The organism is Variovorax sp. PBL-E5 (assembly GCF_901827185.1).
Classification (GTDB): Bacteria; Pseudomonadota; Gammaproteobacteria; order Burkholderiales; family Burkholderiaceae_C; genus Variovorax.
Genome location: NZ_LR594671.1, coordinates 4,918,081 through 4,944,479, shown reverse-complemented (window position 1 = coordinate 4,944,479; position 26,399 = coordinate 4,918,081). Strand labels below are relative to the sequence as shown.

The 26,399-nt window shown below is 67.4% G+C and carries 27 protein-coding genes; 16 read left to right on the top strand and 11 right to left on the bottom strand.

All coding sequences use genetic code 11. The annotated features are described in order from the left end of the window. Genes WDLP6_RS24140 through WDLP6_RS24125 form a run of 4 tightly spaced genes read left to right on the top strand, consistent with a single transcriptional unit; the run spans position 1 to position 3,784 of the window. Positions 1-963: an acyl-CoA dehydrogenase family protein gene (locus WDLP6_RS24140; RefSeq protein ID WP_162594394.1), complete on the top strand. Its 963-nt coding sequence runs from the start codon at positions 1-3 to the stop codon at positions 961-963. Between the two features lie 14 nt (positions 964-977). After that, entirely contained in the window at positions 978-1,736 is a 759-nt protein-coding gene (locus tag WDLP6_RS24135) for an SDR family NAD(P)-dependent oxidoreductase (protein WP_162594393.1), read from the top strand. A gap of 18 nt (positions 1,737-1,754) precedes the next feature. Beyond that, the gene (locus WDLP6_RS24130) at positions 1,755-2,978 is read left to right on the top strand and encodes an SDR family oxidoreductase (RefSeq protein ID WP_162594392.1); all 1,224 of its coding nucleotides are present in this window, start codon (positions 1,755-1,757) and stop codon (positions 2,976-2,978) included. Then, positions 2,975-3,784, top strand: coding sequence for a carboxymuconolactone decarboxylase family protein (locus WDLP6_RS24125; RefSeq protein ID WP_162594391.1), 810 nt, complete (start codon positions 2,975-2,977; stop codon positions 3,782-3,784). Before WDLP6_RS24130 ends, WDLP6_RS24125 begins: the two co-directional genes overlap by 4 nt. Before the next feature lie 37 nt (positions 3,785-3,821). On the opposite strand, the gene WDLP6_RS24120 is transcribed toward WDLP6_RS24125, so the two are convergent. The 4 genes from WDLP6_RS24120 to WDLP6_RS24105 form a co-directional block, all read right to left on the bottom strand. Beyond that, positions 3,822-4,892 carry a GlxA family transcriptional regulator gene (locus tag WDLP6_RS24120; protein WP_162594390.1) on the bottom strand — a complete coding sequence of 357 codons (1,071 nt, stop codon included), beginning with the start codon at positions 4,890-4,892 and terminating at the stop codon, positions 3,822-3,824. Beyond that, complete coding sequence (locus tag WDLP6_RS24115; RefSeq protein WP_162594389.1) at positions 4,889-5,671, bottom strand: ABC transporter permease; 783 nt, start codon at positions 5,669-5,671, stop codon at positions 4,889-4,891. Before WDLP6_RS24115 ends, WDLP6_RS24120 begins: the two co-directional genes overlap by 4 nt. Continuing rightward, a complete protein-coding gene (locus WDLP6_RS24110; protein WP_162594388.1) occupies positions 5,661-6,437 on the bottom strand; it encodes an ABC transporter ATP-binding protein in 777 nt (258 codons plus the stop codon). The genes WDLP6_RS24115 and WDLP6_RS24110 overlap by 11 nt, the downstream gene beginning before the upstream one ends. Before the next feature lie 98 nt (positions 6,438-6,535). Then, positions 6,536-7,522 carry an ABC transporter substrate-binding protein gene (locus WDLP6_RS24105; protein ID WP_162594387.1) on the bottom strand — a complete coding sequence of 329 codons (987 nt, stop codon included), beginning with the start codon at positions 7,520-7,522 and terminating at the stop codon, positions 6,536-6,538. A gap of 150 nt (positions 7,523-7,672) precedes the next feature. Here WDLP6_RS24105 and WDLP6_RS24100 point away from each other — a divergent pair, with 150 nt between their 5' ends. Further along, positions 7,673-8,584, top strand: a complete 912-nt coding sequence (locus WDLP6_RS24100) for a LysR family transcriptional regulator (RefSeq protein ID WP_162594386.1) — start codon at positions 7,673-7,675, stop codon at positions 8,582-8,584. Between the two features lie 7 nt (positions 8,585-8,591). Here the strand turns inward: WDLP6_RS24100 and WDLP6_RS24095 are convergent, their stop codons facing one another. Further along, positions 8,592-9,818, bottom strand: coding sequence for an MFS transporter (locus WDLP6_RS24095; protein WP_162594385.1), 1,227 nt, complete (start codon positions 9,816-9,818; stop codon positions 8,592-8,594). Between the two features lie 292 nt (positions 9,819-10,110). On the opposite strand from WDLP6_RS24095, the gene WDLP6_RS24090 reads away from it, so the two are divergent. From WDLP6_RS24090 to WDLP6_RS24060, 7 genes are read left to right on the top strand one after another with little or no spacing between them, the layout of a single operon-like run. Beyond that, positions 10,111-11,172: a TauD/TfdA dioxygenase family protein gene (locus tag WDLP6_RS24090; RefSeq protein WP_162594384.1), complete on the top strand. Its 1,062-nt coding sequence runs from the start codon at positions 10,111-10,113 to the stop codon at positions 11,170-11,172. Between the two features lie 10 nt (positions 11,173-11,182). Continuing rightward, entirely contained in the window at positions 11,183-12,655 is a 1,473-nt protein-coding gene (locus WDLP6_RS24085) for an aldehyde dehydrogenase family protein (RefSeq protein ID WP_162594383.1), read from the top strand. After that, positions 12,652-13,263: a BMC domain-containing protein gene (locus WDLP6_RS24080; protein WP_162594382.1), complete on the top strand. Its 612-nt coding sequence runs from the start codon at positions 12,652-12,654 to the stop codon at positions 13,261-13,263. Before WDLP6_RS24085 ends, WDLP6_RS24080 begins: the two co-directional genes overlap by 4 nt. Next, positions 13,260-13,724, top strand: a complete 465-nt coding sequence (locus tag WDLP6_RS24075; RefSeq protein WP_162594381.1) for a hypothetical protein — start codon at positions 13,260-13,262, stop codon at positions 13,722-13,724. Before WDLP6_RS24080 ends, WDLP6_RS24075 begins: the two co-directional genes overlap by 4 nt. Then, positions 13,721-13,960 carry a EutN/CcmL family microcompartment protein gene (locus tag WDLP6_RS24070; RefSeq protein ID WP_162594380.1) on the top strand — a complete coding sequence of 80 codons (240 nt, stop codon included), beginning with the start codon at positions 13,721-13,723 and terminating at the stop codon, positions 13,958-13,960. The genes WDLP6_RS24075 and WDLP6_RS24070 overlap by 4 nt, the downstream gene beginning before the upstream one ends. Before the next feature lie 45 nt (positions 13,961-14,005). Then, positions 14,006-14,284 carry a BMC domain-containing protein gene (locus WDLP6_RS24065; RefSeq protein ID WP_162594379.1) on the top strand — a complete coding sequence of 93 codons (279 nt, stop codon included), beginning with the start codon at positions 14,006-14,008 and terminating at the stop codon, positions 14,282-14,284. 34 nt (positions 14,285-14,318) lie between these two features. Then, positions 14,319-14,969: a microcompartment protein gene (locus tag WDLP6_RS24060; protein WP_162594378.1), complete on the top strand. Its 651-nt coding sequence runs from the start codon at positions 14,319-14,321 to the stop codon at positions 14,967-14,969. Between the two features lie 59 nt (positions 14,970-15,028). On the opposite strand, the gene WDLP6_RS24055 is transcribed toward WDLP6_RS24060, so the two are convergent. The 5 genes from WDLP6_RS24055 to WDLP6_RS24035 all read right to left on the bottom strand — a co-directional run bounded on the left by WDLP6_RS24055 (position 15,029) and on the right by WDLP6_RS24035 (position 19,132). Continuing rightward, positions 15,029-15,628, bottom strand: a complete 600-nt coding sequence (locus tag WDLP6_RS24055) for an NADPH-dependent FMN reductase (RefSeq protein WP_232077272.1) — start codon at positions 15,626-15,628, stop codon at positions 15,029-15,031. A 76-nt stretch (positions 15,629-15,704) separates the two neighbouring features. Beyond that, positions 15,705-16,922: a CaiB/BaiF CoA transferase family protein gene (locus WDLP6_RS24050; RefSeq protein ID WP_162594376.1), complete on the bottom strand. Its 1,218-nt coding sequence runs from the start codon at positions 16,920-16,922 to the stop codon at positions 15,705-15,707. A 3-nt stretch (positions 16,923-16,925) separates the two neighbouring features. Next, positions 16,926-17,147, bottom strand: coding sequence for a biotin/lipoyl-binding carrier protein (locus WDLP6_RS24045; RefSeq protein ID WP_162594375.1), 222 nt, complete (start codon positions 17,145-17,147; stop codon positions 16,926-16,928). A 40-nt stretch (positions 17,148-17,187) separates the two neighbouring features. Next, positions 17,188-18,360 (bottom strand): CaiB/BaiF CoA transferase family protein, encoded by a 1,173-nt coding sequence (locus tag WDLP6_RS24040; protein WP_162594374.1) that lies wholly within the window; start codon positions 18,358-18,360, stop codon positions 17,188-17,190. Between the two features lie 4 nt (positions 18,361-18,364). Continuing rightward, positions 18,365-19,132, bottom strand: coding sequence for a GntR family transcriptional regulator (locus WDLP6_RS24035; protein WP_162594373.1), 768 nt, complete (start codon positions 19,130-19,132; stop codon positions 18,365-18,367). Between the two features lie 183 nt (positions 19,133-19,315). Here WDLP6_RS24035 and WDLP6_RS24030 point away from each other — a divergent pair, with 183 nt between their 5' ends. The 4 genes from WDLP6_RS24030 to WDLP6_RS24015 are packed head-to-tail and all read left to right on the top strand — an operon-like array spanning position 19,316 to position 25,078. Continuing rightward, the gene (locus WDLP6_RS24030; RefSeq protein ID WP_162594372.1) at positions 19,316-20,563 is read left to right on the top strand and encodes a CaiB/BaiF CoA transferase family protein; all 1,248 of its coding nucleotides are present in this window, start codon (positions 19,316-19,318) and stop codon (positions 20,561-20,563) included. Continuing rightward, on the top strand, positions 20,560-22,122 hold the full coding sequence (locus WDLP6_RS24025) for an acyl-CoA carboxylase subunit beta (RefSeq protein ID WP_162594371.1): 1,563 nt from the start codon (positions 20,560-20,562) through the stop codon (positions 22,120-22,122). Before WDLP6_RS24030 ends, WDLP6_RS24025 begins: the two co-directional genes overlap by 4 nt. Before the next feature lie 2 nt (positions 22,123-22,124). Then, a complete protein-coding gene (locus tag WDLP6_RS24020; RefSeq protein WP_162594370.1) occupies positions 22,125-23,498 on the top strand; it encodes an acetyl-CoA carboxylase biotin carboxylase subunit in 1,374 nt (457 codons plus the stop codon). Further along, a complete protein-coding gene (locus WDLP6_RS24015; protein ID WP_162594369.1) occupies positions 23,495-25,078 on the top strand; it encodes an acyl-CoA carboxylase subunit beta in 1,584 nt (527 codons plus the stop codon). The genes WDLP6_RS24020 and WDLP6_RS24015 overlap by 4 nt, the downstream gene beginning before the upstream one ends. Before the next feature lie 11 nt (positions 25,079-25,089). On the opposite strand, the gene WDLP6_RS24010 is transcribed toward WDLP6_RS24015, so the two are convergent. Continuing rightward, a complete protein-coding gene (locus tag WDLP6_RS24010; RefSeq protein WP_174259898.1) occupies positions 25,090-26,298 on the bottom strand; it encodes an IS110 family transposase in 1,209 nt (402 codons plus the stop codon). Between the last annotated feature and the right edge of the window lie 101 nt (positions 26,299-26,399).

The following is a 26,399-nucleotide window of genomic DNA, read 5'->3' as shown; positions in this document are numbered from 1 at the left end:
ATGAGCACGCCGGACAACGATCTCAAGCCCGAAGAGTTTGCCAAGGCTGCCGCCGAGGCGATCACGGATGCGCAGACCCGCAACTTCCGTGACGCCGCCGGGGTTCTGGCCAACGCCGGCCTGTGCGGTGTGTGCGCGCGCGAAGACGCCGGCGGTCTGGCATTGGGCATCGAGTTCGCCGTGCCCATCGTGGCCGAAGCGGGCAGGCTGCGGCTGCAATGGCCGCTGCTCGAAACCATTCTGATCGCCAAGGCGCTGGGCGATTCGCCTCTGGCAGCAGAACTGGTCGGCGGCGAACGCGTGGCCACCTGGGCGCTGCAAGGCAACCTGCAGGACAAGCTGGCGGGTCACGCCCGCCACGCCGGGCACTGCGACTGGGTGCTGGTCGCGGACGGCCGGGGCGGCGGTGCCCTGCTGGACCTGGGCTCGGTCGAGATTCAGAACGACGAAGCGCTGGACCCGGAGCATCCTCAGTCGTGGCTGAAGCTGGACGGCGCCAAGGTGCTGGCCGCGCTGGATGCCGCCACGTTCGCGGCATTGCAGCGCGACAGCGACATCCTGATTGCCAGCCTCGTCAACGGTGCCGCCGAAGGCGCCTTGACCACCACGGCCGAGTACATGTCGACCCGCGTGCAGTTCGGCCGTCCCCTGTCGGCCAAACAAGCCGTGCGCCACCTGCTGGCGCGCATGCGCCTGTTGCAGGAAGCCTCCAACGCGGGCATCCAGCGCGTGCTTCGCACCGATGAAGACGACAGGGTGCGCGATACGCGGCCGGTGCTGGCCAACGCCCTGGCCGGCGCGGCGTTCGTGCTGGAGAAATCCATCCACCTGCATGGCGGCATGGGCTTCACCTGGGAGGTTCCCCTGCACTACGCCTTGCGCGAAGTGCGCAAGTTCGACGCCGCATGGGGCTCAGGCGCGCTCGCCCGGCAAGTCGGCCGGGACTTCATCCAGTCTGTGTGAACCAAGGAATACGAATGAACCAGGATCTGCTCGGCCGCGTGGCCCTCATCACCGGCGCGGGCGCCGGCATCGGCCGCGAAACCGCTTTGCAGATGGCCGCTCGTGGCGCCATCGTCTGCGTGAACGACCTCAAGGAAGAACTGGTGACCCCCGTGGTGGAGGACATCGAATCCAAGGGCGGGCAAGCCTTTGGCATCGTGCAGAACATTGCCAGCCGCGAAGGCATTCGCGATGCCATCCAGCGCGCGTTCGCGCACGGCAAGCGCTTCGACATCCTGGTCAACAACGCGGCGTGGGTGCGCTACCAGGCCATCCCCGACATCCTGTCGGAGACCGTGGAGCGCATGCTGGATGTGGGCTTCAAGTCCGTGATCTGGGGCCTGCAGGAAGCCGTGGCCGTGATGGACGCGGAGCGCGGTGGCTCGATCGTGAACGTGGCCTCGGTGGCCGCCTTGCGCTCGGCCGCCAACTCGGTGGTCTATTCCGGCATCAAGGCGGGCATTCTGGGCATCACCCGCGCTGCGGCCGCAGAGCTGGGTGCGCGCAACATCCGCGTCAATGCCGTGTGCCCGTCGGCCGTTCCCACCGAAGGCACACAGCGCAACCGCAACGCCGAGCGCGACGCCAACCGCATTGCCCGCACGCCGCTGGGGCGCCTGGGCACCGTGCAAGACATCGCCCGCAGCATCTGCTTCCTGGCCGGCGATGACGCGGGCTTCATCACAGCGCAGGCGCTGACGGTGGATGGCGGCATCACGCTGACCAACATCTGATTCCTGCGGGACGCGCAGATGCAGACGGTTCTGATCACCGGTGCAGCTTCCGGCATCGGGCGAGACACCACTCGACTGTTTGCCGGCGCAGGCTGGCAATGCGTGCTGGTCGACCACAACGAGCAGGCCTTGCACACCTTGGGGCAAAGCCTGCCCGCTCCTGCTTCGGCCGCGCATGTGCTGCGTACCATCGACCTGACCGACCCGCAGCAGATCGCTTCCCTGGGCGATGGCACACCCGCACTGGACGCCATCCTCAACAACGCCGGCATGTCCGATGCGTCCAATACGCCGCTGGCTGAACAAAGCCCGGCGCAGATGGGCCGTCTGCTCGCGCTCAATCTGGCCGCGCCGGCGGCGGTGGTCGATGCGTGTACGCACCTGCTCAAGCCCGGCGCACGCGTTGTGAACGTGGCGTCCGGTGCCGGGCTGCATGCCATTCCATGGCGTGGCGCCTACAGTCCGAGCAAGGCGGGACTCATCGCCCAGACGCTGGCCTTGGCGCAAGCGCGACCCGACTGGTGCGTGACGGTGCTCGCCCCGGGATTCGTGCGTACCGAACTGGTCGATGGACTGATCCAGGCCGGTCGACTCAAGCCCGAGCGTGCGTTGGCCAAGATTCCGCTCGGCCGCATGGCCGCGCCCGAAGAAATGGCGCAGGCGCTGTACTTTCTGGCGAGCCCCGGCGCGCAACCCTTGAGTGGGCAGATGCTGCCAGTGGATGGCGGCTCGTCCATCTACGGCGGCAGTCAGGCGCTGGCGCCCGCCACATGGGCTGCGCAGCCCCTGGACATGCCGATGCAACTCGAGGTCTGCGGCGGCGACGCTGCACCGTGGCAAGACGTGGCGCAGCCGGCCATCGGACGGCCGCACTATGCAGCCTGCCTCGACCTGTCGCCGCTGTCCTGCGAATCGGCAGGCCTGTTGCAGGCGGTGCATGCGGCCACCGCGCGCTTTGCCGCCCGCTGCGCGCAGCAGGCCAGCCTGACCGTGCTGCTGCCCTCACGGAAGGTCGATCGCTGGCAGCACGCCGGCGATGGCGCTGCGGCACGCATGCTGGTCTCGACCCTCGCCTGTGAGTGGGGCCCTCGTGCCCTGCGCGTCAATGCGCTGGAAGTGCCGGGCGATGCGGATCCGCAGTCGCTGCATCCGCTGCTGCGTTTCGTCTGCGGGCCTGCCGCCCAGTACCTCACGGGGCAAACCCTCGTTGGCCGGAGCGTCGCTCCAAGGGAATCGCCATGAGCATGCCGGACAGTGCGGCCGATGCCGAGCGCGCGCAGATCAAGGAGTTCTTCATCGCCGAGCGCGGCTACTGGCGCCCATGGACCGAGACCCTGCTGCAGGCCTGCCCCGGCTTCGTGCAGCACTACGCACGCTATGCCGGCTACCCCGCGCGCACGGGGCCGCTGACGCAGCGCATGGTCGAGCTCATCTACGTGGCGCTCGACACCTCCTCGTCCCATCTCTTCGAGTCCGGCCTGCACACTCACATGAAGCGAGCACTCGAAGTGGGGGCCACACAGGCCGATATTGTCGATGTGCTGCATCTGGTGGCCGTGCAAGGCGTCGCGAGCGTCTGCCAGGCCGCCGACATCCTGGCCGAGTTCACCGACTTGACCCAGGTGGCGGCCATCGACGGGAAACTCCAGGCCCGCATCGACAGGCTCGGCCCCGCGCATGCCCTCGCCCTGACTTCCGTGGCGCGGCTCGACGCCGGCTTTGCCGAGGTGCTTCTCGACTTCGTCGAACAAGGCCGCCCCGGCGCGGGCCTGACGCCGGCAGAGCGCAGCCTGGTACAGCTGGCGTTGCATGCATGCTTCACGGCTTTCAACCCCGGCGCGATACGGCAGATCGTGGCCACCGCATTGGCGCAAGGGCTGACACCGGCCGAGCTGCTGCAAGCCATTCAGTTGGGCGCTCATCTGGCGGTCCATGGCACCGCGCTGGGCGTCAATGTATGGCGCACCATCGAGACCTCGACGGTGCAGACACACGCGCCGCTCAGCGGTTGCCGATCCGCGTCGCAAGGAAATCAAGCAAAGCCCTGAGTGCGGCGCTGTTGCGGCGGCGCTGCCGACCTTCGCGCTACAGCACCTGCTGCGCCATCTCCAGCATGCCGCCCATGCCGAAGGCCTCGCGATAGTGGCTGGGCGTCATGCCCGACATCCTCGTGAACAGGCTGCGAAAGTGCGCCACGTCGCCGTAGCCCACCAAGCCCGCGACCTCGTCCACGCCGTGCACGGTGGAGTCCAGCAAGTGCCGGGCGCGCTGCATGCGCACCTCCTGCAGGTACGCGAGTGGCGAGTAGCCGGTCGCGGCCCGGAAGCGACGCTCGAAGGTGCGGCGCGTCATGCCTGCTTTTTCCATCGCATCCATCAGCACGTCGGCATCGCCGAAGTTGCCGGCGATGGCGCGCTGGGCGCGCAACACCTGGGCATCGCCGTGGTCGCTGGGTGGCACGAAACCAGGACAGCAACGCTTGCCCTGATCGGCCAGGGACTGGGTCGAGAACAGGCGCGCCAGTTCGATCGACTGCTGCGCGCCGGCGAACCTTGCGACCAGCAGCAGCACGAGGGATTGCCAGGCCGTGCCCGCCGCGGTGGTCACCAGCCGGGAACCGGGTCCGGCGGACTGCAGGCCGTTGTGGTGCACGAACTCGATGCGGCGGTAGTTGGCCGCCATGGCTTCCATCATCGCCCAGTGCGTGGTCGCCTTGTGGCCGTCCAGCAGCGAGGTTTCCGCCAGCAGGGCGACGCCGGTGGAAATCGCCGCCACGAAGGCACCGCGCGCATGGCGCACCTTGATCCATTCGACGAAGGGGCGCCACGGCGTGGACCATCCGGAACGGCCGAAGCGCACCGACTCCTCGAACAGCGCGGGCACGAGGATGACGTCGGGCTCGTACCCCGCGTCGTCGAGCCCTGTTTCCGGCATCAGCCGCATGCCCTGGAAGCAGACCACCGGTTGGCCCGAGCGGCCGACGATGGCCACCTCGAAACGGTTCACCACACCCGATTCGCCCTGCAGCGAAGACCAGAGTGTTCCCGCGCTGTTGAGCATGTCGGCCGGGCCCATGATGGTCCAGCCCAATGCGTGTTCGGGCGCCAGGATCGCCACCCGGACGCGCCGGCCCGAGGGTGCCACGTCCGGCGTCATTGCCAGCGCAGAAGGCGTCTTTCGAGAGCCGTCATCGACCAGATCACGCCCATGCCCAGCAGCGACAGCACCAGCAGCACACCCATCACGCCGTTCATGTTGAAGGTGGAGCCGAGATAGGCCAGCGTCTGACCCAGTCCGTGTTCGGCCGCGATGATCTCGCCGCCGACCACGCCCAGCATCGCGTAGATCAGGCCCAGCCGCAGACCCGAGAAGATCACCGGCACCGCCCCCGGCAAAGTGACGAAGACGAACATCTGCGATGGCCGTGCGCCCAGCGTGCGCGTGAGGGTCAGGTGGTCCTGGTTGAGGCCGCGCATGCCGGCCACCGTGCTGGACAGCACGATGAAGAAGACCAGCGAGAAGCCGATCGCGATCTTGGAGGAAACGCCCAGCCCGAACCACAGGATGAACAGCGGCGCCAGCGCAATGCGCGGCATGGCGTTGATGGCCGACAGGTAGGGATCGACGAAGCGCTCCAGGCGCGGCATCGAGACGAAGAGCAGCCCCGTGAACAGGGCAGCGACGCTGCCCAGCACGAAGGAGGCGAAGGTGCCCAGCAGCGTCCAGCCGAGTTCGATCCAGAGCTTGGGTGACACCACCACGTTGGACCACAGGAACTGTGCGATGCCCGAGGGCTGGCCGACGAAGGTGGCATCGACCCAGCCGTGGCGCGCCGCGTATTCCCATAGCCCCAGCAGCACGGCCAGCAGGCTGCCGTGCTGGACCAGGCGAGCGAGCGTCGTCGTGCCGGTCGCGGGTCGGGTCTCATGTGTCATCGGAGTGCCTCCATCCTTGTTCGAGGGTCTGCCAGATCCTGGCGTAGAGCTCGTGAAAGTGCGGTTCCTTCTGCAACTCGCGAACACTGCGCGGGCGAGGCAGGTCGATCGCCAGATCGGCCACGATGCGGCCCGGGCGCGCGCTCATCACGATCACACGGTCGGAGATGGCGATGGCCTCGGCCAGGTCGTGGGTGATGAAGACGACGGTGCGCCGCTCCTGTTGCCACAGGTCGACCAGCAGTTCTTCCAGCTGCAGCTTGGTTTGCGCGTCCAGCGCGCCGAAGGGTTCGTCCATCAGCAGAAAGGGCGAATCCAGCGCGAAGGTGCGCGCCAGCGCGCAGCGCTGGCGCATGCCGTGCGAGAGATGCTTGGGATAGATGTCCTCGAACCCGGCCAGGCCCACGCGCTTGAGCAAATCGCGCGCGCGGGCTTCGCGCGCCTTCGGCGGCACGCCGCGGATCTGCATGCCGTAGCTGGCGTTCTGCAGCGCGGTGCGCCATGGCAGCAGCGAGTCGCGGGCCAGCATGTAGGCGATGCGATCGTCGCCCAGGCGGGGCGAGGTGCCGTCCAACCGCAGCGTACCCAGGTAGGGCGCGTCGATCAGGCCGGCCAGCAGGTTGAGGAGGGTGGTCTTGCCGCAGCCGCTCGGCCCGACGATGGACAGGAACTGCCCTTCGGGAATGTCGAGGGACACGCCGTCGATCACCTTGCGCTCGCCGAAGGCGAGTTCGAGCTTGTGCACTTCGATGGCGGTTCTTGGCATGGGGAGTTCCGTTTCCGTGGCCGGCGCTTCAGGCGCGTGGACGGCGGGAAACCGCGAGATGGGATGGACCGTGGCCATGGGAGGATGCCCGTGCGCGCTCAGAACAGGCGGGCGGCGTCGAAGCTCTTGTCGAGCTGGCCCGTCTGCTGCAGGTAATCGGCCGCGGCCTGCACGGCCGGCTTCTTCACTTTCACGATCATGTTGGCGCGAAAGCGGTCGAGCGAGCTCTTGAGGATCTCGTCGCCCTTGGGCATCTCGATGCGGTAGTACTTCAACGTGATCTGCAGCAGCTCGGCGCCATTGGCCGGGTCCGCGGTGAAGCGCTCGGCCTCGTTCAGCGCCTTGACGAAGGCCTCGACCGTGGCCGGGTTCTTCTGCGTGTAGTCGCGCCGCATCACGTAGAGGCCGCCTGCACCATTGAGGTCGGTCAGCACCTTGGGCCCCTCGCCCTTGGCCGGCAGCACGGCGATGCGGCAGGTCTTGAGCACGTCGCAGAAGCCATCGAAGGGAATGAAGCTCATCACCGCATCGACCTGCTTGTTCAGCAGCGCGGGATAGCCGGTGTTGGGCGAACCGACCGCCACGAAGGTGACGTCGTCCTCCTTCAGCCCGGCCTGCAGCAGCATGGACTTGATCTGGAACTCCGGCGCCGCGCCGCGCGAGGTGACGCCGATCTTCTTGCCCTTGAGGTCTTGCATGATCGCGGGATAGCCTTTGCCGGCGCTGGCGAGCAGGCCCGGACCCACGATCAGCATGAAAGGGCTGGCATCGAACATGCCGCCCACGATCTTGAGGTCGGCGCCCTTGGCTGCCGACTGGATCGCGACTTCCGACGGCGGCAGGGCCACCTCGATGCCGCCCGCCATCAGCGTCTGCACGCCGAGCGGCGCAGCCGGGATGGTGGTGAGCGTGCACTGAATGCCGTTCTTTGCGCAGTAGCCCTTCTCGACGGCCACGCGCGCCAGCGTGCCGATGATGCCGGGGTAGTCCTGGATGCGCAGGGTGGGGGTCTGTGCCTCGGCGGTGGCGCAGAGGGCGAGAGGCAACGCGGCGGTCAGCAACCAGCGCGGCAGCGAACGAATCATCAGTGTCTCCTGTAGATCGCCGGTTCGATTTTTGACCGGCGTTGCGTTCAGTGTAGGCACGGGCTTGCGATGCGCCTATTGCATTTTATTTTGCATTTTCATGCGCTTTCTGCACAATCTTCGGACCCCTTCAACTGCTTCGGCCCTCGCATGAATCTCCGCAAGTTCGCCCACTTCCTGGCCGTGGTGGAAAACCGCAGCTTCCGCAAGGCCTCCGAGGCCGTGCACCTCTCGCAGCCGGCCTTGAGCCGCAGCCTGAAATCGCTGGAGGACGAATTGGGCATTCCGCTGCTCGACCGCGCCTATGGCCGCCTCGTGCCCACCGCCTACAGCAAGCCCATCATCGACCACATCCGCCGCATGACGGCGGAGGACCGCGCGCTGAAGGATTCGGTGCGCCGCATCAAGGGCCTGGAAGAAGGCGAGATCCGCATCGGCTTCGGGCCTTTCGCGGCAGCGACGGCGCTGCCGTCCGTCATGCGCGACATGGTGTCGCGCTACCCGAAGCTGCGCGTGCGCATCGAGATCGCCAACTCCGGCCTGCTGCTCGAACTCCTCAAGCAGGACCGGCTGGACCTCGTGGTCGGCGACTCGCGCTATTCGGCCGACCTGGGCGAGGTCACGGTCATCCAGTTGTCCAAGCAGCAGATCGCCGTGGTGGCCAGCCGCAACCACGAGCTCGCGCGGCGCGCGGGCCGGCTGACGCTGGCCGACCTGAAAGACCGCTCCACCGGCGCACCGACGCTGCCGCCCGAACTGCTGCAGAGCTTCAAGGACCATGGCCTCGTCGACTTCCCCACGCTGACTTGCGACGACATGCGCGTGCTGGCCGAGCTGGCCGAGAACACGCAATTGATCGCGCTGGTGCCGCAGCTGGTCGTCGACGAACTGGCCGGACGCAACACGCTGGCGGTGCTGCGCGTGTCGACGCCCTTCGACCGCTTTGCCTACCCTTGCATCATGCACACGCGCGGGCGCACGCTGGGGCCGGCGGCCACGCTGGCGATCGAGCTGGTGAGCGAATGGTTCGGCGTGCCGCGCGCGAAGAAGCGCATCGGCTGAGCGCCGCTCACACCGTCTTCAGCGCGCGCCATTGCGCGAGCAACGCCGCCAGGCCAGCCGCACCTGCAAAAACCGCAAAGCGGAAGGCGAGGCCATAGTCTCCCGCGGCATCGCGCAGCAGCCCGCCCACCCAGGTGCCGGCACCGGCGGCGACGAAGCCGAGGAAGTAGATCTCGGCAATGCGCCGGCCGGCCTGACTCACGGGAAACAGTTCGCGTGCGAGCACGGCATAGCTGGGCAGATAGGCGCCGAAGCCCAGGCCGATCAGCGCCACGCCGATCGCCGTGGCGGCATAGCTGCCACTGAACGACAACCAGAGCAGGCCCGCCACATGCAGCACCGATGCGGCGACCAGCACGCGGTAGCGGCCGAGGCGCAGGCCCCATTGCGCCGTGCCGAGACGCGTGACGAGGCTGGCGCCGAGCATGACGGACAGCAGCGCTGCGGCGGCCGCCGGCGTCGCGCCCAACTCCTCGCCAGCGGCGGTGATGTGGCCCATCACCAGAAAGGTCGCCACGTTGAACAGTCCCAGGCATGCGCCCAGGCTCATGAGCAGGGCATGCGGTTCGCGGCCGATGCGCATCCGGTGGGTAAGGGAAGCCCACTCCTGTACGACGACGGCGCGATGCTGCTGCGCGCCGGCTGGCGGCATCCGGCGGAACGCGAGAGCGCAGGCCAGCAGTACACCCCCGGCCACGATGCCGAAGCCGAGCAATGCGGCGCGCCAACCGAGGTCGCGTGCCGCGATGCGCAGCAGCGGCGGAAACAGCAGACCGCCCGCACTCTGGCCGGTGGCAGCGCTGGCGATCGCCAGCGGCCGGTGACGATCGAACCACTGGCTGAGCGCTGCCGTCAGCGGACTGAAGAAGATGCCCTGGCCGCACGCGCCCACCAGCAGGCCGAAGGCCAGGTGCAGATCGCCGATGCCTTGCGCGAACGACGCCGCGATCAGGCCCGAGGCCGTGGCCAGCGCGCCGATCACGGCCAGCGGAAAGAAGCCGAAGCGGTCATGCATGCGGCCGAACACCAGGCCACCGAAGCCCGCGCCCACCAGCATGAAGGTATGGGCCAGCGCCAGAGCCGCCGTGCTCGCACCCCATTCCCGTGACAGCGGCTTGAGCAGGATCGGCACGCAGGTTGCCGCGCCGAATCCGATGGAGGCGATCAGCAGTGTCAGGGCTGCGAGCCACCAGCTGTAGGCGGTCTCGATCGAAGGCAGGGTTTCGCGTTGCATCGGGATGCCTTGGCGGCGTGAGGGATGCATCGACTGTGGCAGAGCAAAGGGCCGCGCGGTACGCAGCGGCCGCGTGCCGTGGCGCAAATGCCCCTGTGCATGCGGTGTCCGTGCCGTGTCCGCATCACGCCGCGCCTCGCTCGCAGGAATGCAACGCGATGGCGCAATCACCCCTCACGGCGCGTGCCTCGCGCTCCCCACAATCGACTCGACCCCCAGGCGCTTCGTCGACCTGCGAAGCACAGCAACAGGAAGCAATGCAATGAAGTACCGGCATATCGAAGTGACACGGATGACGCCCACCATCGGCGCTGTCATCTCCGGCGTGGACCTGAACGCGGTGAAGAGCCCTGCGGTCTATGACGAGATCCGCAGCGCGCTCTGGGACAACAAGGTGATCTTCTTCCGCAAGCAGCCGCTGACGCCGCAGGCGCATCTGGCGCTGGGCCGCTCCTTCGGCGAGATGGAAAGGCACGAGTTCTTTCCGCACGTGGAAGGCCACCCCGAGATCCAGACCATCGCCAACACCGGCAGGAAGTCGCCCGACACCGATCGCTGGCACGCGGACTGCACCTTCCGCGAAAAGCCCAATGCGGTGTCGATCCTGCGGGCCGTCGAGATCCCGCCCGATGGCGGCGATACCCTGTGGGCCTGCATGAACACCGCCTACGAGGCGCTGGACGAGCCGATGAAGAAGATGCTGCTCGAGCTCGATGCGGAGCACGACATCTCCTACGCCTTCCGCCGCATGGGCTACACCGGCGAAGCGCGGCAGCTCGATGCCGGCAACCCGCCCTATATCCATCCCGCGGTGATCAACCATCCGGTGACGGGCAAGCTGTGCCTGTTCGTGAATTCGATCTGGACCAAGCGCTTTACCAACCTCGTCGACCGCTACGGCGAGAACCTGCTCAAGCTGCTCAACGAGTGGATCATGAAGCCCGACTTCCACGTGCGCTTTCGCTGGGAGCAGGATTCCATCGCGATCTGGGACAACATGGCGACGCAGCACTACGCGGTGTTCGACTATGCCGGCCATACGCGGCGCATGCACCGCGTGACCTGCGAGCCGACCAAGGTGCGGCTCGATGCGCGCCCCGAAGCCTCGCGCCCGGCACCGATCGAGCGCTTTGGCGAAGCGCCGATGATGATGATGGATGTCAGGCTGCCTTCACCTCAGGAGCCGATGCAGGCCAACGGCGCCGGCGCGCAGGCGCAGCGCGGTCCGGGCATGTTGGACGAGGCGCGCATGCAGCGCCTGTCGGACACCGAGCGCCGCGCGGTGAAGGCCGTCTTCGACGCCATCAGCTCGCTCGACCTGAACGATATCGCTCGCCGCAGCGCGAACGTCTGAGGGGCATCGCGTGAACCCCGCTCTCGACGACGACCTGGCCGCGCTGCAGGAGGCGCGCACGCTGGTGGCACGTGCCGTGCCTGCGGCCCAGGCCTTCGCGCGGTTCGAGCCGGCCGAGGCCTGGCGCATCGCCGAGCGCGTCTGCCGCGCCTGCGAGGACCGTGCCGAGCACTATGCGCGGCTGGCGGTGGAAGAGACCCGCATCGGCCGCGTGGAAGACAAGCTGTTCAAGAACCTGCTGGCCAGCCGCGACCTGATGGCCTTCCACCGCCGCAGCGTGCTCGGCGGCGTGCAGGTCGATGAAGAACGCAGGATGCTGCTGATCGGCCGGCCCGCAGGCGTGGTGATGGGCCTCGTGGCATCGACCAGTCCGATCGCCACGCTCTACTTCAAGGTGCTGTCCTGCCTGATGACGCGCAACGCCATCATCCTGAGTCCGCATCCGCTGGCGCTGCGCTGCTCCATCGACGCGGCGGAGTACCTGCGCGACGTGGCACGCGAGGCCGGTGCCCCCGCGGACGCGATCCAGATCCAGGCCGCGCCGACGCTGGACGCCACGCACGCGATGATGCGCAACCCGGGCGTGAACCTGATCCTCGCCACCGGCGGCACGCCCATGGTGCGGGCTGCCTACAGCTCGGGCACGCCTTCCCTGGGCGTGGGACCGGGCAATGTCCCCGTGTACGTGGATGCCAGCGCCGACCTGGCGATCGCCGTGGACGAGACCATGGCGGCCAAGGCCTTCGACCACGGTTCGGCCTGCTCCACGCCCTCGGCGGTGTTCGTGCATCGCGATGCCGAGCGCGTCTTCACCGAGCGCATGAAGCGCGCGGGCGCCTTCTATTGCAACGCCGAACAGCAGCAACGCCTGGAGGCGTTCGCCTTCCCCGAGGGCCGTCTGAATCCGAAGATCGTCGGCCGTTCGGCCGCATGGATCGCCGAGCAGGCGGGTCTGTCCGGCGCGAGTCAGGCCAAGGTGCTGGTCGGGATGTTGAACGAGGTCTCGCGCGCCTCGCCCATGGCCAAGGAAAAGCTCTCTCCCATCCTCGGCGTCAAGCGCGTGGACGATCGGGAGCACGCGATCCGCGAGGCGCGAGCCATGCTGGCCGTCTCGGGCGCGGGACACACCTCGGGCATCTTCGCGGAAGACCTCGAGACCATCGCACTGTGGGGCAGCGCGCTGGACGTGAACCGCACGATCGTGAACAAGGGCACGTCCATGGGCGTGATCGGCGCCGGCACCGGCCTGGCGCCCACCTTCACCATCGGCACCGGCTTCGCGGGCCGCAGCTCCATCGCGGAGAACGTGGGGCCCGAGCATCTGATCAACTGGAAAAAGATCGCCTTCCCGATCGGCGCGGCCGCCGCGCGCGGCGAGGCAGCGGCGCCATCGCAACGCACCAGCGATGCGCAGGACGACCCCATTCGCGACACCGTCCGGGCCATCCTGGCCCTGGCCCTCGAATCCCGGACCCTCCCATGACCACACTGCGCTCTTTCGATTTCCTGGACCGCCTGCAGCCCCAGACCATGTGCTTTCTCGGCAGCATGATGCGCGGATTTCTGCCGCGGGCGAACGACGCGGCGATGATCGTCGAGATCGCGCCCGGCCTGGACGTCGAGTGGCTGACCGACATCGTTCTCAAGGAAGTCGACGTCAAGCCGGGCGTGCTCATGGTGGAGCGGCAGTTCGGCTATCTGGAGTTCCACGCGCGCCATGCTGCGTCGGTGAAGGCGGCAGGCGCTGCGATCCTGCAGGCCCTGGGGCTGTCGTCGCCGGAGCTGCCGCCGCGGCAGATCCTTGCATCGCGCCAGATCGATCGCGTCGACAGCCTCCACTCCTTCCTGGTCAATCGCAACAAGTCGGGCTCGATGCTGCTGCCGGGCCAGTCGCTGTTCCTGCTCGAAACCACGCCCGCCGCCGGCGCGCTGCTGGCGGCCAACGAAGCCGAGAAGGCGGCCGCCATCACGCTGGTGGACTGTCGCTTCATGGGTGCCAGCGGCCGCCTGTACGTGAGCGGCACCGAGTCCGCCGTGCGCGCCGCGAGCGAGGCCGCGATCGCGGCCCTGACGCCGGAGAACAGAAGATGAACACCTCGCCATCGCCCGAGCTCGAAGGCCTCGTCAGCGAGGCGGTGCGCGGCTTCATGCAGACGCGCCGGCCCGCTGCGGCGCCTGCGCGGGCCGTGCGGCTTCCGCTGGCGGTTCGCAATGACGAGGACCTGGCCGAACTGCTGCGCTGGTTCAAGCTGCTGTGTGCGAGCGAGGTTTTGCGCGAGCGCTTCCTGAGCGGCACGATCGAGCTCGACCTGAAGCTGGCGGCGCCCGCGTCCATGTCGGCGACCCGCCACGATGCGCCGGCACAGCCACCCGCGGAATCGCTGCGTTGCAGCGTCGCCATGACGCTCGACGAAGCGGTGGTCACCGAAGCCGTCCTGCGGCGGCATCGCGCCAGCGGCCAGGTCGTGCGCTTGAAACGGAGCGCCGTCATCACGCCGGCGGCGCGCGATTACGCCAGGACGGCGGGCCTACGAATGGAGCGCAGCGAATGAAGATAGGTACGGTGACCGGTCGCATCTGGGCGACCAAGCGGCATGAACTGCTTCCGCCGGGCGCCCTGGTGCGCCTGGAGATGGACGGCGGTGGATCGCTCATTGCACTCGACGGCTTCGGCGTGGGCATCGGCGACGACGCGCTGGTGATCCAGGGCTCGGTGGCGGCGCACTACTGCGGCAGTCCGGTCGATGCCATGGTGGTCGGGATCGTCGATCCCAGCGGCGAGCGCTAGGCGCCGCGCATTTTTTGATCGTAGTTTTTTGACAGGAGAGACGACATGTCCCAAGCAGTTGGTTTGATCGAGACGGTTGGCTACGTGGCGGCATACGCTGCCGCGGATGCCATGGTGAAAGCGGCGAACGTGACCATGGTCGGTCGCGAGCAGGTGGGTGCGGGGCTGGTGGCGATCACCGTGACCGGCGACGTCGGGGCCGTCAAGGCCGCCACCGATGCCGGCGCCGAGGCGGCGCGGCAGGTGGGCGAGGTCAGGTCCTGCCACGTGATCCCGCGACCGCACGTCGACGTGCTCAAGTATTTCGAAGCTGCCAAGAAGTGAGCGTCGTCCTTCGGGACGTGCCGCGAAAGCCACTATGCAGAACGAACTACGTGTCTATCTGACGCTCGATCGCCTCGAGCGACAGTTCGCCGCCTACCTGAGCTCGCCCACCGGCGGACGCGGCTACGTTCCGCTGGAAGGCATGAGCTCGCTGATCCTGGAGATTGCACCGGGACTCGCCATCGAGCGCGTGACCGACACGGCGCTGAAGGCGGCGCCCGAACTGGAACCCGGCCTGCTGGTCGTCGAGCGGCAATTCGGCGTGCTGGAAGTGCACGCCGACCAGCCGGCCGATCTGGCCCGCGCAGGCGAGGCGATCCTGGCATCGCTGGGCTTGCGTGCCGAGGACCAGCTCAAGCCGGAGATCCTGGTGATGGACGTGGTGGAGGACATCACCGATCGGCACGCCGTCATCATCAACCGCAACAAGCAGGCATCGATGGTGCTTCCCGGCGAGAGCATGCTTCTGCTCGAACTGGTGCCGGCGCTGTTCGCGTCCTATGCGGCGAACGAGGCCGAGAAGGCGGTGCCCGGCATCCGTCTTGTCGACCTGCGGATGATCGGCGCCACCGGGCGGCTCTATCTTTCCGGCTCGCGCGACGATGTGCTCGCAGCGGCTGAACACATCAAGGTGAAGCTCGCGGCGATTCCGGGGCGGGGACCGCGCGCGCAGAAGAGCCGATAGGGGATACGGCCGTAGCGCTGCACGTGCCTGGCAGGATGCGCGCGCTGCCGTCGGTCCCCTTATCGCGCCGCCGTCTTGAGCGCTTGCGCCAGCGCGGCCAGCGAAGCCAGCACGGTCTGCACCGACCGTGCCGCCTTGGCATCCTGGAGGCCGCCGGCCTCGTCGAAGGCCTCGTGCGCGCGGGCCAGGGCGAACTGCTGGGGCACGACCAGCATCGCGAAGGCCATCTGCAGGTACTGGCGCATGAAATTCATCGAACGCAGCGCGCCTCCGGGTCCGGGCGATGCGGACAGAAGGCCCACCGGCTTGTTGGCGGTGACGGCCAGGCCCGCGGGTCGCGATGGCGTCGCCGCGATCCGTGACAGCCAGTCGAAGGCATTGACGACCAGCGGCGTCGGGAATCCGTTGTACTCCGGCGTGACGAACAGGAGGCCATCGCTTTCGCGGATCGCCTGCGCCAGTTCATGGGCGCCTTCCGGCACGCCCGACGAAGCCTCGAGGTCGCCGTCGTAGAGCGGCAGCTTCAAGGCGCGAAGGTCCAGTTCGCGAACCCGCAGGCCCGCGTCGCTGGCGCTGCGTGCGGCAAAGGCGGCCAGCCTGCGATTGAGCGAGCCTGCGCGCGCGCTGCCGGGAATGATGAGGATGTCGAGCGCGTCCACGCGGTGTCTTTCGATTCGGGAATGCGCACCGAGAAGAACACAAGCCCGGTCCGTTGTCCAGCGGCGAGCTCGCGCATCAGACCGTTGGCACCGCCGCCGCTTCGCCACAGAAGACGATGCCTCGACGGACGAGTGCATCGAGCTCGGCACTGTCGACATCGGCGAAGGTTGACAGCACCTCGCGCGTATCCTGGCCGACCCGATGGCCGGACCAGCGGACGCTGCCCGGCGTGCCCGACATGAGCGGCACCACGCCGGCGAGCGTGACGGGGCCGATGTCCTCGTCGTCCACGACCTGCAGCATGTTTCGCGCACGGTATTGCGGATCCTGGAAGACGTCGGCCATCGTGAACACGCGGCTCGCGGGAACGTCCGCCGCCTGCAGGATGCGCTCGAGCTCGGCCAGATCCCGGGTCGAAGTCCATGCGCTCACGATGCCGTCCAGGGCATCTTCATGGGCATTGCGCGATGCCTGGTCCGCGAAGCGCGCGTCGATGGCCAGATCCGGTTGCGCCATCGCCGCCGCGAGCCGGCGGAAGATCGGGTTGGCCAGCGCGGCGATCAGGATGTGGCTGTGGTCGCGCGTGGGGTACAGGTTGTTCGGTGCGCTGTTGGGCAGACGGGAGCCCGTGCGCGATCCGATCTTGCCGAGCTTGTCGAACGCGGGCACGAAACTCTCCATGAAGCTGAATGCGGCCTCGGTGAGTGCCACGTCGATGGACTGTCCTTCGCTGGTTCGTTCCCGGTGCAGCAAGGCCATGACCGTGCTGAACGCGGCGTAGAGCCCGGCGATGTAATCGGTGAGCGGCACCGCGGCGCGCGAAGGCGGCCGGTCCGGTTCTCCGATCATGTGGCGCAGGCCGCTGACCGCTTCGCCGATGACGCCGTAGCCGGGCCGATGGCGGTACGGTCCGGTCTGTCCATAGCCGCTGATTCGCGTCAGGATCAGACCGGGCCGGACGCGGCTGAGTTCTTCATAGGACAGGCCCCAGCGCTCCAGGGTGCCGGGCCGGAAGTTCTCGACCACCGCGTCGAAGGCCGGCAGCATCTTCAGGATCAGCGCACGTCCTTCGGGGCGGCGCAGGTCGATCGATGCGATGTGCTTGTTGCGGGCGATGCTGGCTGCGTAGAGCGATTTCCCGTTGACGGTCTCGCCGAGATGGCGGATCGGATCGCCTTCCTCGGATTCGATCTTGATCACCTCGGCACCGAAGTCTCCGAGCAGCCGGGCGCAGAACGGCCCGGCAGCGGTAGATCCGAGCTCGAGCACGCGGTATCCGTTGAGCGGCCCCACGGATCAGGTCTCGATTCTGGCGACGACCTGGCCTTCGGACACCGACTCGCCCTCGGCAACCAGGAGCTCCTTGAGGATCCCGGATGCATCCGCGATCACGGGGATTTCCATCTTCATGGATTCGAGGATCATGAGGGGGTCATCCTCGGCGACGCGGTCGCCGGGCGCCTTCAACACTTTCCAAAGCGAGCCGGTGATTTCGGACTTGATTTCACGTAGGGTCATGCTGACGTCTCCTGGGTCTTGTCGAGATGGTTGTCGAAATTCAAATGACGCCGCGGCTGCGCAGCGAGGCGATGGTGTCGCGGCCGAAACCCAGTTCGCCGAGCACGGTGTCGGTGTGCTCGCCCTGGCGCGGCGAGGCCTTGGGGGCCGAAGGCGCCAACTCGCTGACGACGAAAGGCAGCCCGAGGCTCATCGCGGCGTCCGCGGCCGGTGCACGCACGGTTCCGCGCGATCGGAAATCCGGGTCCCTCAGCGCTTCCTCGAAGGACCGGACGGCCGTGACGCAGCAATCGAGCGGCTCGAGGACCGATAGCCAGTCCGCGGCGTCGCGGGTGGCAAAGGCGCGGCGCAACAGCCGCTCCACGTCGGGCGCCTGCGCGTCGTCCGGGCTGTGCAAGGGCTTGAGCTCGGGCAGTTCGAGCGCGTCGCAGAGCAGGTCCCAGAATTTCTTTTCCTGTGCGCCGACGGCGAGAAAGCGCCCGTCCCGGGCGGCATAGGTCTTGTAGCGCGCAGCCCCACCCGTGTGCGAGCCGGTGCCGCGCGCATGCACCGAACCCGATTCGTTGTACTCGGCCAGCGGCAGCACGTTGTGCGCCATGACGGCATCGGTCATGCTGACGTCGATGAACCGGCCTCGGCCGGTCTGACGCGCCTCGACCAGGGCGGCGAGGATGCCGGTCGCCGCGCTCAAGGTGCCTCCCAGGATGTCCGAGATCAGGAAGCCCGGGATGACCGGCGGGCCGCCCGCTTCGCCCGTCATGTCCAGAACGCCCGAGCGGGAGAGGTAGTTGATGTCATGGCCGGCGGCATGCCGCCGGGCACCGGATTGGCCGTAGCCGGAGATGGCGCAATACACCAGCGACGGCCGCCTGCGCGAGAGCTCGGCGTAGTCCAGGCCCAGGCGCTGCATCACCCCCGGGCGGAATCCCTCCAGCACGACATCGGCATTCGCCAGCAGCTGAAAGAAGATCTCGCGCCCTTCATCGCACTTGAGGTTGAGCGTCAACCCGATCTTGCCGCGATTCACCAACTGCCTCATCGCGGGGCGGGCATAGTCGCCCGCGCCGGGATCCTCGATCTTGATCACCGTGGCGCCCAGTTCGCACAGGTGCTGCGCACACAGAGGGCCCGGCAGCAGGCGGGACAGATCGAGCACCCGCACGCCGGCCAGCGGCGGCGGGCGAGGGGGGTCGCATGTCGGCAGGACGGTCATGGGCTCACAGCACGTAGTGCTGGAAACGCTTCAAGGTGACCACCGCACTGCGGATGTTCTGGCGGCGCAGCTGCTCGGCCTTTTCCGCATCGCCTTCGCGCATGGCCGCAACGAAAGCGCGCTGCTCGACCAGTCCCATGGCCGCGCGGCCGGGCAGGATCTGCACGCGGCGCATGATGACGCGCGTCTTTTCGAAGATGCTGTCCAGCATGCCGGCGAGCACCGCATTGTTGGCGGCCGCAATCAGCTCGCCGCGGAGCCGTTCGTAGTTCGAGAAGTAGCCTTCGATATCGCCGGACTCGATGAGCTTCTCCAAAGGGCCGCCGACCTTCAGTTGATCGACCCAGGACTGCCAGTACTCCGGCGGCTTGTTGAGCGTCGCCAGCCTCACGATCATTCCCTCCAGTCCTTCGCGCGCGTCGTAGATCTCGAAGACCTCGCTCAGCTGCAGGCGGGAAACGATCGCGCCCCGATTGGGCTCGCGCTTGATCAGGCCGCGCAGCTCCAGCTCGGTGAGCACCTCACGCACGCGGGTGCGCGATACCCCGAACTCCTCCGCGAGCTCGCCTTCGAGCAGCTTGGCGCCGGGCGGGATCTGGTGGAGGGAAATGCGATCTCGCAGGACCTGAACGATGTCTTGCTCCACCCGGGCGCTGCCGCGCTTCGGGCTCTCCGGTTTGACAGTTTTCTTCGCTTTCACTTCTTCGTCCTTTCGTGCGTGAGCTTCGCGCCGACGCACATGCCGGCATCGACCTGTTGCGTTGCGCTTCAAGAAACGCAGCTTAGCGGTATCGAATCGCGTCGATTGTAATAAACAAGATTGTGGACATTAAAAATTATCAGACTAGCGTTTTCAATGTTGACATAGTTGTCGACGATCTCGTACATTGAATTCACGACCACGGTGCTGCATGCCTGCGAGCAGGCAGCGCGCTGCAACGGAGACAAAAAACGCATGACGGACAAGAAGAGCGGCGGCCCCCTTGCGGGCGTTCGCGTGCTGGAGCTCGGCTCCAGCGTTGCAGGGCCTTTTTGCGGCCGCTTGCTGGCCGACTTCGGCGCCGAGGTCATCAAGGTGGAGGTGGCCGAGGGCGACGCGGTCCGCAGCATGGGCAAGCGGGCCAGCGGCAAGTCCCTCTATGCCGCGAGCATCTTCCGCAACAAGCGGATGATCTCCGTCGACCTGAAGAGCGACGAAGGCCGTTCGATCGTCGCGCGCCTGGCCGAGCGCTCCGACATCGTGATCGAGAACTTCCGGCCCGGCACGATGGAGCGCCTCGGGCTGGGCTACGACACGCTGAGCCGAAGCAATCCGGGTCTGGTCATGATCCGGATCAGCGGCTTCGGCCAGACCGGGCCCTATGCGCAGCGGGCCGGCTACGGCGCCATCGGCGAGGCCCTCAGCGGATTGCGCTACCTCACCGGCGACCCCGACCGCGCGCCGGCGCGGATCGCGGCATCCGTCACGGACGAGGTGACGGGCCTCTACGGGGCGCTCGGCGGCATGATGGCCCTCTTTGCGCGCGGCCGCACGGGGCGCGGGCAGGTCGTCGATGCGACCTTGTACGAATCGGCTTTCAGCCTGATCGAGCCGCACGTGCCGACCTACGATCAGCTGGGCGTGATCGCCGAACGCGCGGGCGCCCGGCTGCCGGACTCCGCGCCGAACAACACCTACGTCACGCGCGACGAGCGCCACATCCACATCACCGCGATGGGCGACGCGGTGTTCGCGCGGCTGGCGACGGCCATGGGGCAATCCGAGCTCGCCGACGACGACCGCTATCGGACGCAGCTGGCACGCTCTGCCAACGAAGAAGTGCTCGACGACATCATCGCCGGCTGGGTGCGGACCCACGTGCTCGACGACGTGGTGGCGGCGCTGAACGAGGGCGGCGTGCCGTCCGCCCCGATCTATTCGGTCGCCGACATCTTCAAGGACGCGCATTTCGAGGCGAGGGACATGCTGCTGCGCGTACCCGACGACACCTTGGGCACGGTCGTCCTCGCCGGTGTCGTTCCCAAGCTGTCCGAGACGCCCGGGGCCGTCAGGCACACCGGCCATGGCGTGGGCGAAGACACGGCGGACGTGCTGGCCGAGATCCTCGGCCTTGGCGCCGCCGAGATCGCCGAACTGAAGCGCGACCGGATCATCGTCGCGTCGCCCACCACCCCCTCCATCATCGAGAAAGAAGTGTCATGAGCAGCAGTTCTGCCAGTCCGTCGGAGTTCAAGAAGAGCCTGGACCAGGAGTTCGAGAGGCGCCGCGCCATCGCTTTGGCCATGGGCGGCGCAGCGAAGATCGAGAAGCGGCAGCTGGCCGGCGTCATGAACGCACGCTCCAGAATCGACCGGCTGTTCGATGCCGGCACCTTCTCGGAATCCGGCCTGTTCGCAACCTCGACCCATTCGCGCGAAGACGAGGACCGCACGCCGGCGGACGGCAAGATCACCGGCTACGGCAAGATCGACGGCCGTTGGGCGGCCGTGGTCTCCAACGACTTCACCGTGCTGGGTGCGTCGAGCGGCGCCACCAATGTGCGCAAGGTGGCGCACATGAAGCGCGTCGCGACGCAGCGCGGCATGCCGATCGTGTTCCTGGGCGAGTCCTCGGGCGCGCGCATGCCCGACACGATGGGCGCCCGCGGAATGGGCCTCGGCCTGGGCAACGATCCGGCGCAATACCAGCGCATGCGCGAAACGCCGTGGGCCGCATCGGTGCTCGGCTATTGCTACGGCTCCTCCTTTCTCTACACCTGCTGCTCGGACTTCAGCGTCATCCGCAAAGGCGCGGTGATGGCGGTCTCGAGCCCGCGCCTGATCGAGCTCGCGACCAACCAGAAGGTCGATGCGGAAGACCTCGGCGGCTGGCAGATCCACACCGAGCTCACCGGCCTGATCGACATGGTCGTGGACCGCGATGAAGACGCGATCGACGCGACGAAGCGCTTCCTCTCCTACCTGCCCTCGCACCACAACCAATGCCCGCCGGAGCAGCCGATCCCTGCAGGATCGGGCCGCAGGATGGCCGAGATCATGGATCTGGTGCCGCCGAATCGCGCCCAGGTCTACGACATGAGGAAGCTCATCGCCTCGATCGTGGATCTGGACTCGGTGTTCGAGCTGAAGCCGAAGTACGGCAAGACCCTGGTCACGGCGCTGGCCCGCATCGGCGGCAAGTCGGTGGGCATCCTGGCCAACAACCCCTTCTTCAAGGGCGGCGTGCTCGACGCGGATGCGGCCGACAAGGCCATCGCCTTCATGGTGATGTGCGATTCCTTCAATGTGCCGCTGGTGCTGCTTGTCGACACCCCGGGCTTCGTCATCGGCATCGAGGCCGAGAAGAAGAAGGCGACCGGGAAGATCGTCAACTTCATGAATGCGCTCCAGCTCGTCACCGTGCCCAAGCTGTCGGTGATCATCCGCAAGACCTTCGGCCAGGCCTATCTCAACATGGGCGGCGGCAAGAATTCCGACGAGGTCGCGGCGTGGCCCACCGCCGAAGTCAGCTTCATGACGCCGCAGTTCGCAGCCACCGTCGTGCATGGCACCCGGCCCGGCGACCCCGGCTTCGACGAGCAGCTCGCCGAGATGGAGAAGAACAACACGGCCTACGAGATCGCGCGCACCTACGCCGTCCAGAATGTCATTCGTCCCGAGGAGACGCGCGACTATCTCATCCGGATGCTCGAGGTCCATTCGCTCAAGCTCACCAATGGCATCGGCCAGCACCTGCTGCGCGCGTGGCCCACGAGTTTCTGAAGATGGCGGCATTCCACAAAGTCCTGGTGGCCAACCGAGGCGCCGTGGCGTCGCGCGTGATTCGCGCACTCCGGCAGCTCGGCATCGCGTCGGTGGCCGTCCATTCCGAAGCGGATCGCGATCTGCCCTATGTCGCCGAAGCGGACCAGTCGGTCGGCATCGGGCCGGCCGCGCCGCGCGAGAGCTACCTGTGCATCGAGAAGATCATCGACGCCGCGCGCGAGACAGGGGCCGATGCCATCCATCCCGGCTACGGCTTTCTGGCCGAGAACGCGGACTTCGCGCAGCGCGTGATCGATGCCGGCCTCTGCTTCATCGGGCCCTCGCCGAAGTGGATCCGCGAGATGGGCCACAAGACCCACGCCCGCAAGCTCGCGCAGGCCTGGGGCCTGCCGACGGGCCGCGGCACCGACGTGATCGGCGTCGACGACCCGGACCTGCACGAGCGCGCCGCAGAGCTGGGCTTTCCCGTCATGGTGAAGCCTGCGGCCGGCGGTGGCGGCATCGGCATGCTGCGCGTCGACTCGCTCGCCCAGCTCGACGACGCATTGCGCACCGCGCGATCGGCCGCCGAGCGCGGCTTCGGTGTCGGGGACGTCTACCTGGAGAAGCTTCTGGTGCAACCGCGGCACGTCGAGATCCAGCTGATCGGCGATGCGCACGGCAACGTGGCCCATCTCTTCGATCGCGACTGCTCCGTGCAGCGGCGCAATCAGAAGGTCATCGAGGAGGCACCCGCGCCGGGCATCGCGGCGAGCCGGCGCCTGCAGGTGATCACGCAGGCCGCGGCGGCGCTGGCGAAGGCCGGCTACGACAACATCGGCACGCTCGAGATGCTGCTGTCGTCGACCGGCGAGTTCAGCTTCCTGGAGATGAACACCCGTCTTCAGGTGGAGCACGGCGTGACCGAAGAGGTGACCGGCGTGGACCTCGTGGCGGCCCAGATCCGAAGCGCGGCCGGCGAACGCCTGCCCGACATCCTGCCGCCGTCGATCGATGTGCGGGGCCATGCCATCGAGGCGCGCGTCTGCGCCGAAGATCCGCTGCGCTTCTTCCCGTCGACCGGCACGCTCGCGACCTTCCGGCCGCCATCGGGCGAGGGCATCCGCATCGAGACCGGCTATGCCGAAGGCAATGCGGTGACGCCGTTCTACGACTCGCTCATCGCCAAGGTGATCGTGCATGCGCCGACGCGGGATGCCGCGATCGGCAAGCTGAGCGAGGCGCTGGCCGCGTTCGACATCGCCGGCGTCAAGACGAACATCCCTGCGATCCAGCTGGTGCTGGCCAGCGATGACTTCCAGCAGGGCCAGGTGCACACCGGTCTGATGCAGGCCTGCATCGACGCCGCGAAGAAAAGCAGGAGCAGCACGTGAGCGCAGAGAGCACGACATCCGACTGGACCGCCGAGATCGGGGAACTCGAACGGCGGCGCGCGTGGGCCGAGTCCCTGGGCGGCGAGGAATCGGTGGCCAGGTACACGGCCAGCGGACGCCTCACCATCCGCCAGCGCATCGGCAGCCTGATGGACGCCGGGAGCTTCCAGGAGGTCGGCAAGATCACGGGCACGGCCGACTACCAGGATGGCCGGATCCAGTCCGTCGTGCCGGCGCCCTATGTCATGGGCATCGGCCGCATCCGCGGCCGCGCCGTCGCGGTCGGGGGAGAAGACTTCACCGTGCGTGGCGGCGTCAGCTGGGGCGGCGATCGCCGCAAGGGCGGGCAGGGCGGCTTCATCGAGGACATGGCCGCCAACTACCGCATTCCGCTGGTCAACCTGATCGATGGTTCGGGCGGCAGCGTCGCCTCGATCAAGAAGCGCGGCCACGCCGTGTTCCCCGGCGTGCACGGCTTCGAGAAATCGGTCGAGCTGCTGGGCCTGGTGCCTGTCGTGAGCGCGGTGGTCGGCGTGGCCGCGGGCGGTCCCGCGGGCCGGGCGATTCTTGCGCACTGGTCGGTGATGGTGGCCGGCCAGAGCCAGGTCTTCGCGGCCGGACCGCCGATCGTCGAGCGCGCGATGGGCCGCAAGGTCACGCGCGAGGAGCTCGGCGGCGCGAAGATGGCCGTCGACGCCGCGGGCACGATCGACAACGTCGTGGCCAACGAGGCGGATTGCCTCGAGGCGATCGCCGACTTTCTTTCCTACCTTCCGCAGAACGTCTGGGAGATGCCGCCGGTCGTCGCCTGCGACGACCCGGTGGATCGCCGCGACGAGTTGCTCGCCTCCATCATCCCCCGCGATCGCCGCAAGCCCTACGACATGCGGCGCATCCTGCGCACCGTCTTCGACCGCGGCTCGCTGTTCGAGATCCAGCCGTCCTGGGGCAAGGGCATCATCACCAGCTTCGCGCGGCTGGGCGGGCGGCCGGTCGGCATCGTGGCGAACAATCCCATGGTGTACGGCGGCGCGATGGACGGCCGCGCCGCGCGCAAGCAAGGCCACTTCGTCGAGCTTTGCGATACCTTCCATATCCCGCTCGTCTACCTCGTGGACCAGCCGGGTTTTCTGGTCGGGCCCGATGCAGAGGCCGCCGGCACGTTGCGCGATGGGATGCGTGCCGTGTACATCGGCATGCAGGCCAGCGTTCCGGCGCTCACGCTGGTGGTTCGCAAGTGCTACGGGATGGCCGGCATGGCCGCCTGCGACAAGGCCGGGATCAACTTCAAGATCGGCTGGCCGAGTGCCGAGATCGGCAACCTGCCGGTCCAGGGCGGCGCGCGGGCCGCATTCCGCCGCGAGATCGAAGCGGCCGAAGATCCCGCTTTGCGCGAAGCCGAGATCGAAGCGGAACTGGCCGCGCTGACCTCGCCGTTCCGGATGGCCGAGGCCTTTGCGCTCGAAGACATCATCGATCCCCGCGAAACCCGCGCCTACCTCTGCCGCTTCATCGAGACGGCCTATTCGACGCTGCCGACCAAGCTCGGGCCCAAGGCCCGCTTCGGGGTTCGGCCATGAGACATCCGGTGTCAACCCTCTTGAGAGATTTCGATGCGACAAGCGCTGGAATGGATGGCCGGGTCGTAGAGAGTGCCGTTGGTCCAGATGCGCCAGAGCACACGGGTCCAGGCGCGAGCCAATATGCGCACTGCGTGCGGATGATCGCAACCGCGCTTGCGCGCGGCGTTGTAGACGCTGGCAGCCCATGGGCTGGCATGACGAGAGTTGTCTGCAAGGCAGGTAATGGCTCGACGCAGGCGATGGTTGCAAGCCCATCGGAAGGTGACGGCGCGACTCTTGCCGGACTCGTAGGTGACCGGTACGACGCCTGCCTCGGAGCACAGCTGCTGGGCGCTGGCAAAGCGCTCAGGTACGTCACCCAATTCGGCCAGGATCTGGGCGGCGCAGATGCAACCGGCGCGCGGCAGCGACATCACCGAGATGGCTTGCGGCAGCGCGGTCATGGCTTGGGCAATGTGTGCATCCAGGGCCTTGATCTGGACGCTCAGGGGCTTGAGCACGGCCACCAAGGCCAAGGCGGCCGTAGCGTGGGCCTGGGCGAGCGTGGGTTCGCACAGGCTTGGCGCGGCAGCCTGAAGGCGCTCGAGCAAGACACCGGCCGAACGCCGGCCGCTGTAGCCATGGCGCTTGCAAAAGGCGGCGATCTGGCGGGCGGTGAGTTTGCGCGCGGTAGGCCACTGCTCGATGAAGGCCAGTGCAATGGGCGAATCGACGGCGGCAAAGATGCAGGCGGCGCCAGGCCAATAGGCATCAAGCAGTGCGGTGAGCTGGTTGGCCAGGCGAACGCGCGTGGTCACCAAATCGTCGCGTGTGCGCACCAGGGCGCGCAAGCCGCGGATAGCCGCCGACTGGGGCTGCAAAGCGTGCCAGCGATGACCGTCGGTACGCAGCAAGTCAGCCAGCATGAAGGCATCTCCCGCATCGCTCTTGGCGTTGGTGCTGCGGTAGCGTGGGCGGCTGGCCTTGACGGGGTTGGGGTGGATTGCAAAGACCTGATGGCCGGCTTCAACCAGGGCATCGACGATCAGGCCCGAAGGCCGTTCAATGGCGATGGGCAAGGCCTTGCCGAAGGCAGCGAGCGCGTGCCGCAGCTCGCCCAGTCCTTGGGCGTCGTGGCTGATGGTCAAGTGCTTGAGCACGCTGCCCTGAGCATCGATCACGCACACCGCGTGCGAGCGGTAGGCCCAATCCAGGCCGACAAAGACACTACGAGTCATGGACAACCTCCATCGGTTTGGGTTAAGACTGTCCGTGTCGGAAGGCATGGCGGGACGCTCATAAATTGGCGCTCTGGCTGGGTAGGCGTAGCGCTACATCC

Excerpts from the sequence above, each read along its gene's own strand:
- WDLP6_RS24095 (WP_162594385.1), bottom strand. The coding sequence starts at position 9,818 with ATGCAACGCGAAACCCTGCCTTCGATCGAGACCGCCTACAGCTGGTGG.
- WDLP6_RS24070 (WP_162594380.1), top strand. The coding sequence starts at position 13,721 with ATGAAGATAGGTACGGTGACCGGTCGCATCTGGGCGACCAAGCGGCAT.
- WDLP6_RS24010 (WP_174259898.1), bottom strand. The coding sequence starts at position 26,298 with ATGACTCGTAGTGTCTTTGTCGGCCTGGATTGGGCCTACCGCTCGCAC.
- WDLP6_RS24090 (WP_162594384.1), top strand. The coding sequence starts at position 10,111 with ATGACGCCCACCATCGGCGCTGTCATCTCCGGCGTGGACCTGAACGCG.
- WDLP6_RS24115 (WP_162594389.1), bottom strand. The coding sequence starts at position 5,671 with ATGACACATGAGACCCGACCCGCGACCGGCACGACGACGCTCGCTCGC.
- WDLP6_RS24020 (WP_162594370.1), top strand. The coding sequence starts at position 22,125 with ATGGCGGCATTCCACAAAGTCCTGGTGGCCAACCGAGGCGCCGTGGCG.
- WDLP6_RS24130 (WP_162594392.1), top strand. The coding sequence starts at position 1,755 with ATGCAGACGGTTCTGATCACCGGTGCAGCTTCCGGCATCGGGCGAGAC.
- WDLP6_RS24065 (WP_162594379.1), top strand. The coding sequence starts at position 14,006 with ATGTCCCAAGCAGTTGGTTTGATCGAGACGGTTGGCTACGTGGCGGCA.
- WDLP6_RS24060 (WP_162594378.1), top strand. The coding sequence starts at position 14,319 with ATGCAGAACGAACTACGTGTCTATCTGACGCTCGATCGCCTCGAGCGA.
- WDLP6_RS24080 (WP_162594382.1), top strand. The coding sequence starts at position 12,652 with ATGACCACACTGCGCTCTTTCGATTTCCTGGACCGCCTGCAGCCCCAG.
- WDLP6_RS24140 (WP_162594394.1), top strand. The coding sequence starts at position 1 with ATGAGCACGCCGGACAACGATCTCAAGCCCGAAGAGTTTGCCAAGGCT.
- WDLP6_RS24135 (WP_162594393.1), top strand. The coding sequence starts at position 978 with ATGAACCAGGATCTGCTCGGCCGCGTGGCCCTCATCACCGGCGCGGGC.
- WDLP6_RS24110 (WP_162594388.1), bottom strand. The coding sequence starts at position 6,437 with ATGCCAAGAACCGCCATCGAAGTGCACAAGCTCGAACTCGCCTTCGGC.
- WDLP6_RS24030 (WP_162594372.1), top strand. The coding sequence starts at position 19,316 with ATGACGGACAAGAAGAGCGGCGGCCCCCTTGCGGGCGTTCGCGTGCTG.
- WDLP6_RS24075 (WP_162594381.1), top strand. The coding sequence starts at position 13,260 with ATGAACACCTCGCCATCGCCCGAGCTCGAAGGCCTCGTCAGCGAGGCG.
- WDLP6_RS24040 (WP_162594374.1), bottom strand. The coding sequence starts at position 18,360 with ATGACCGTCCTGCCGACATGCGACCCCCCTCGCCCGCCGCCGCTGGCC.
- WDLP6_RS24100 (WP_162594386.1), top strand. The coding sequence starts at position 7,673 with ATGAATCTCCGCAAGTTCGCCCACTTCCTGGCCGTGGTGGAAAACCGC.
- WDLP6_RS24025 (WP_162594371.1), top strand. The coding sequence starts at position 20,560 with ATGAGCAGCAGTTCTGCCAGTCCGTCGGAGTTCAAGAAGAGCCTGGAC.
- WDLP6_RS24125 (WP_162594391.1), top strand. The coding sequence starts at position 2,975 with ATGAGCATGCCGGACAGTGCGGCCGATGCCGAGCGCGCGCAGATCAAG.
- WDLP6_RS24045 (WP_162594375.1), bottom strand. The coding sequence starts at position 17,147 with ATGACCCTACGTGAAATCAAGTCCGAAATCACCGGCTCGCTTTGGAAA.
- WDLP6_RS24105 (WP_162594387.1), bottom strand. The coding sequence starts at position 7,522 with ATGATTCGTTCGCTGCCGCGCTGGTTGCTGACCGCCGCGTTGCCTCTC.
- WDLP6_RS24120 (WP_162594390.1), bottom strand. The coding sequence starts at position 4,892 with ATGACGCCGGACGTGGCACCCTCGGGCCGGCGCGTCCGGGTGGCGATC.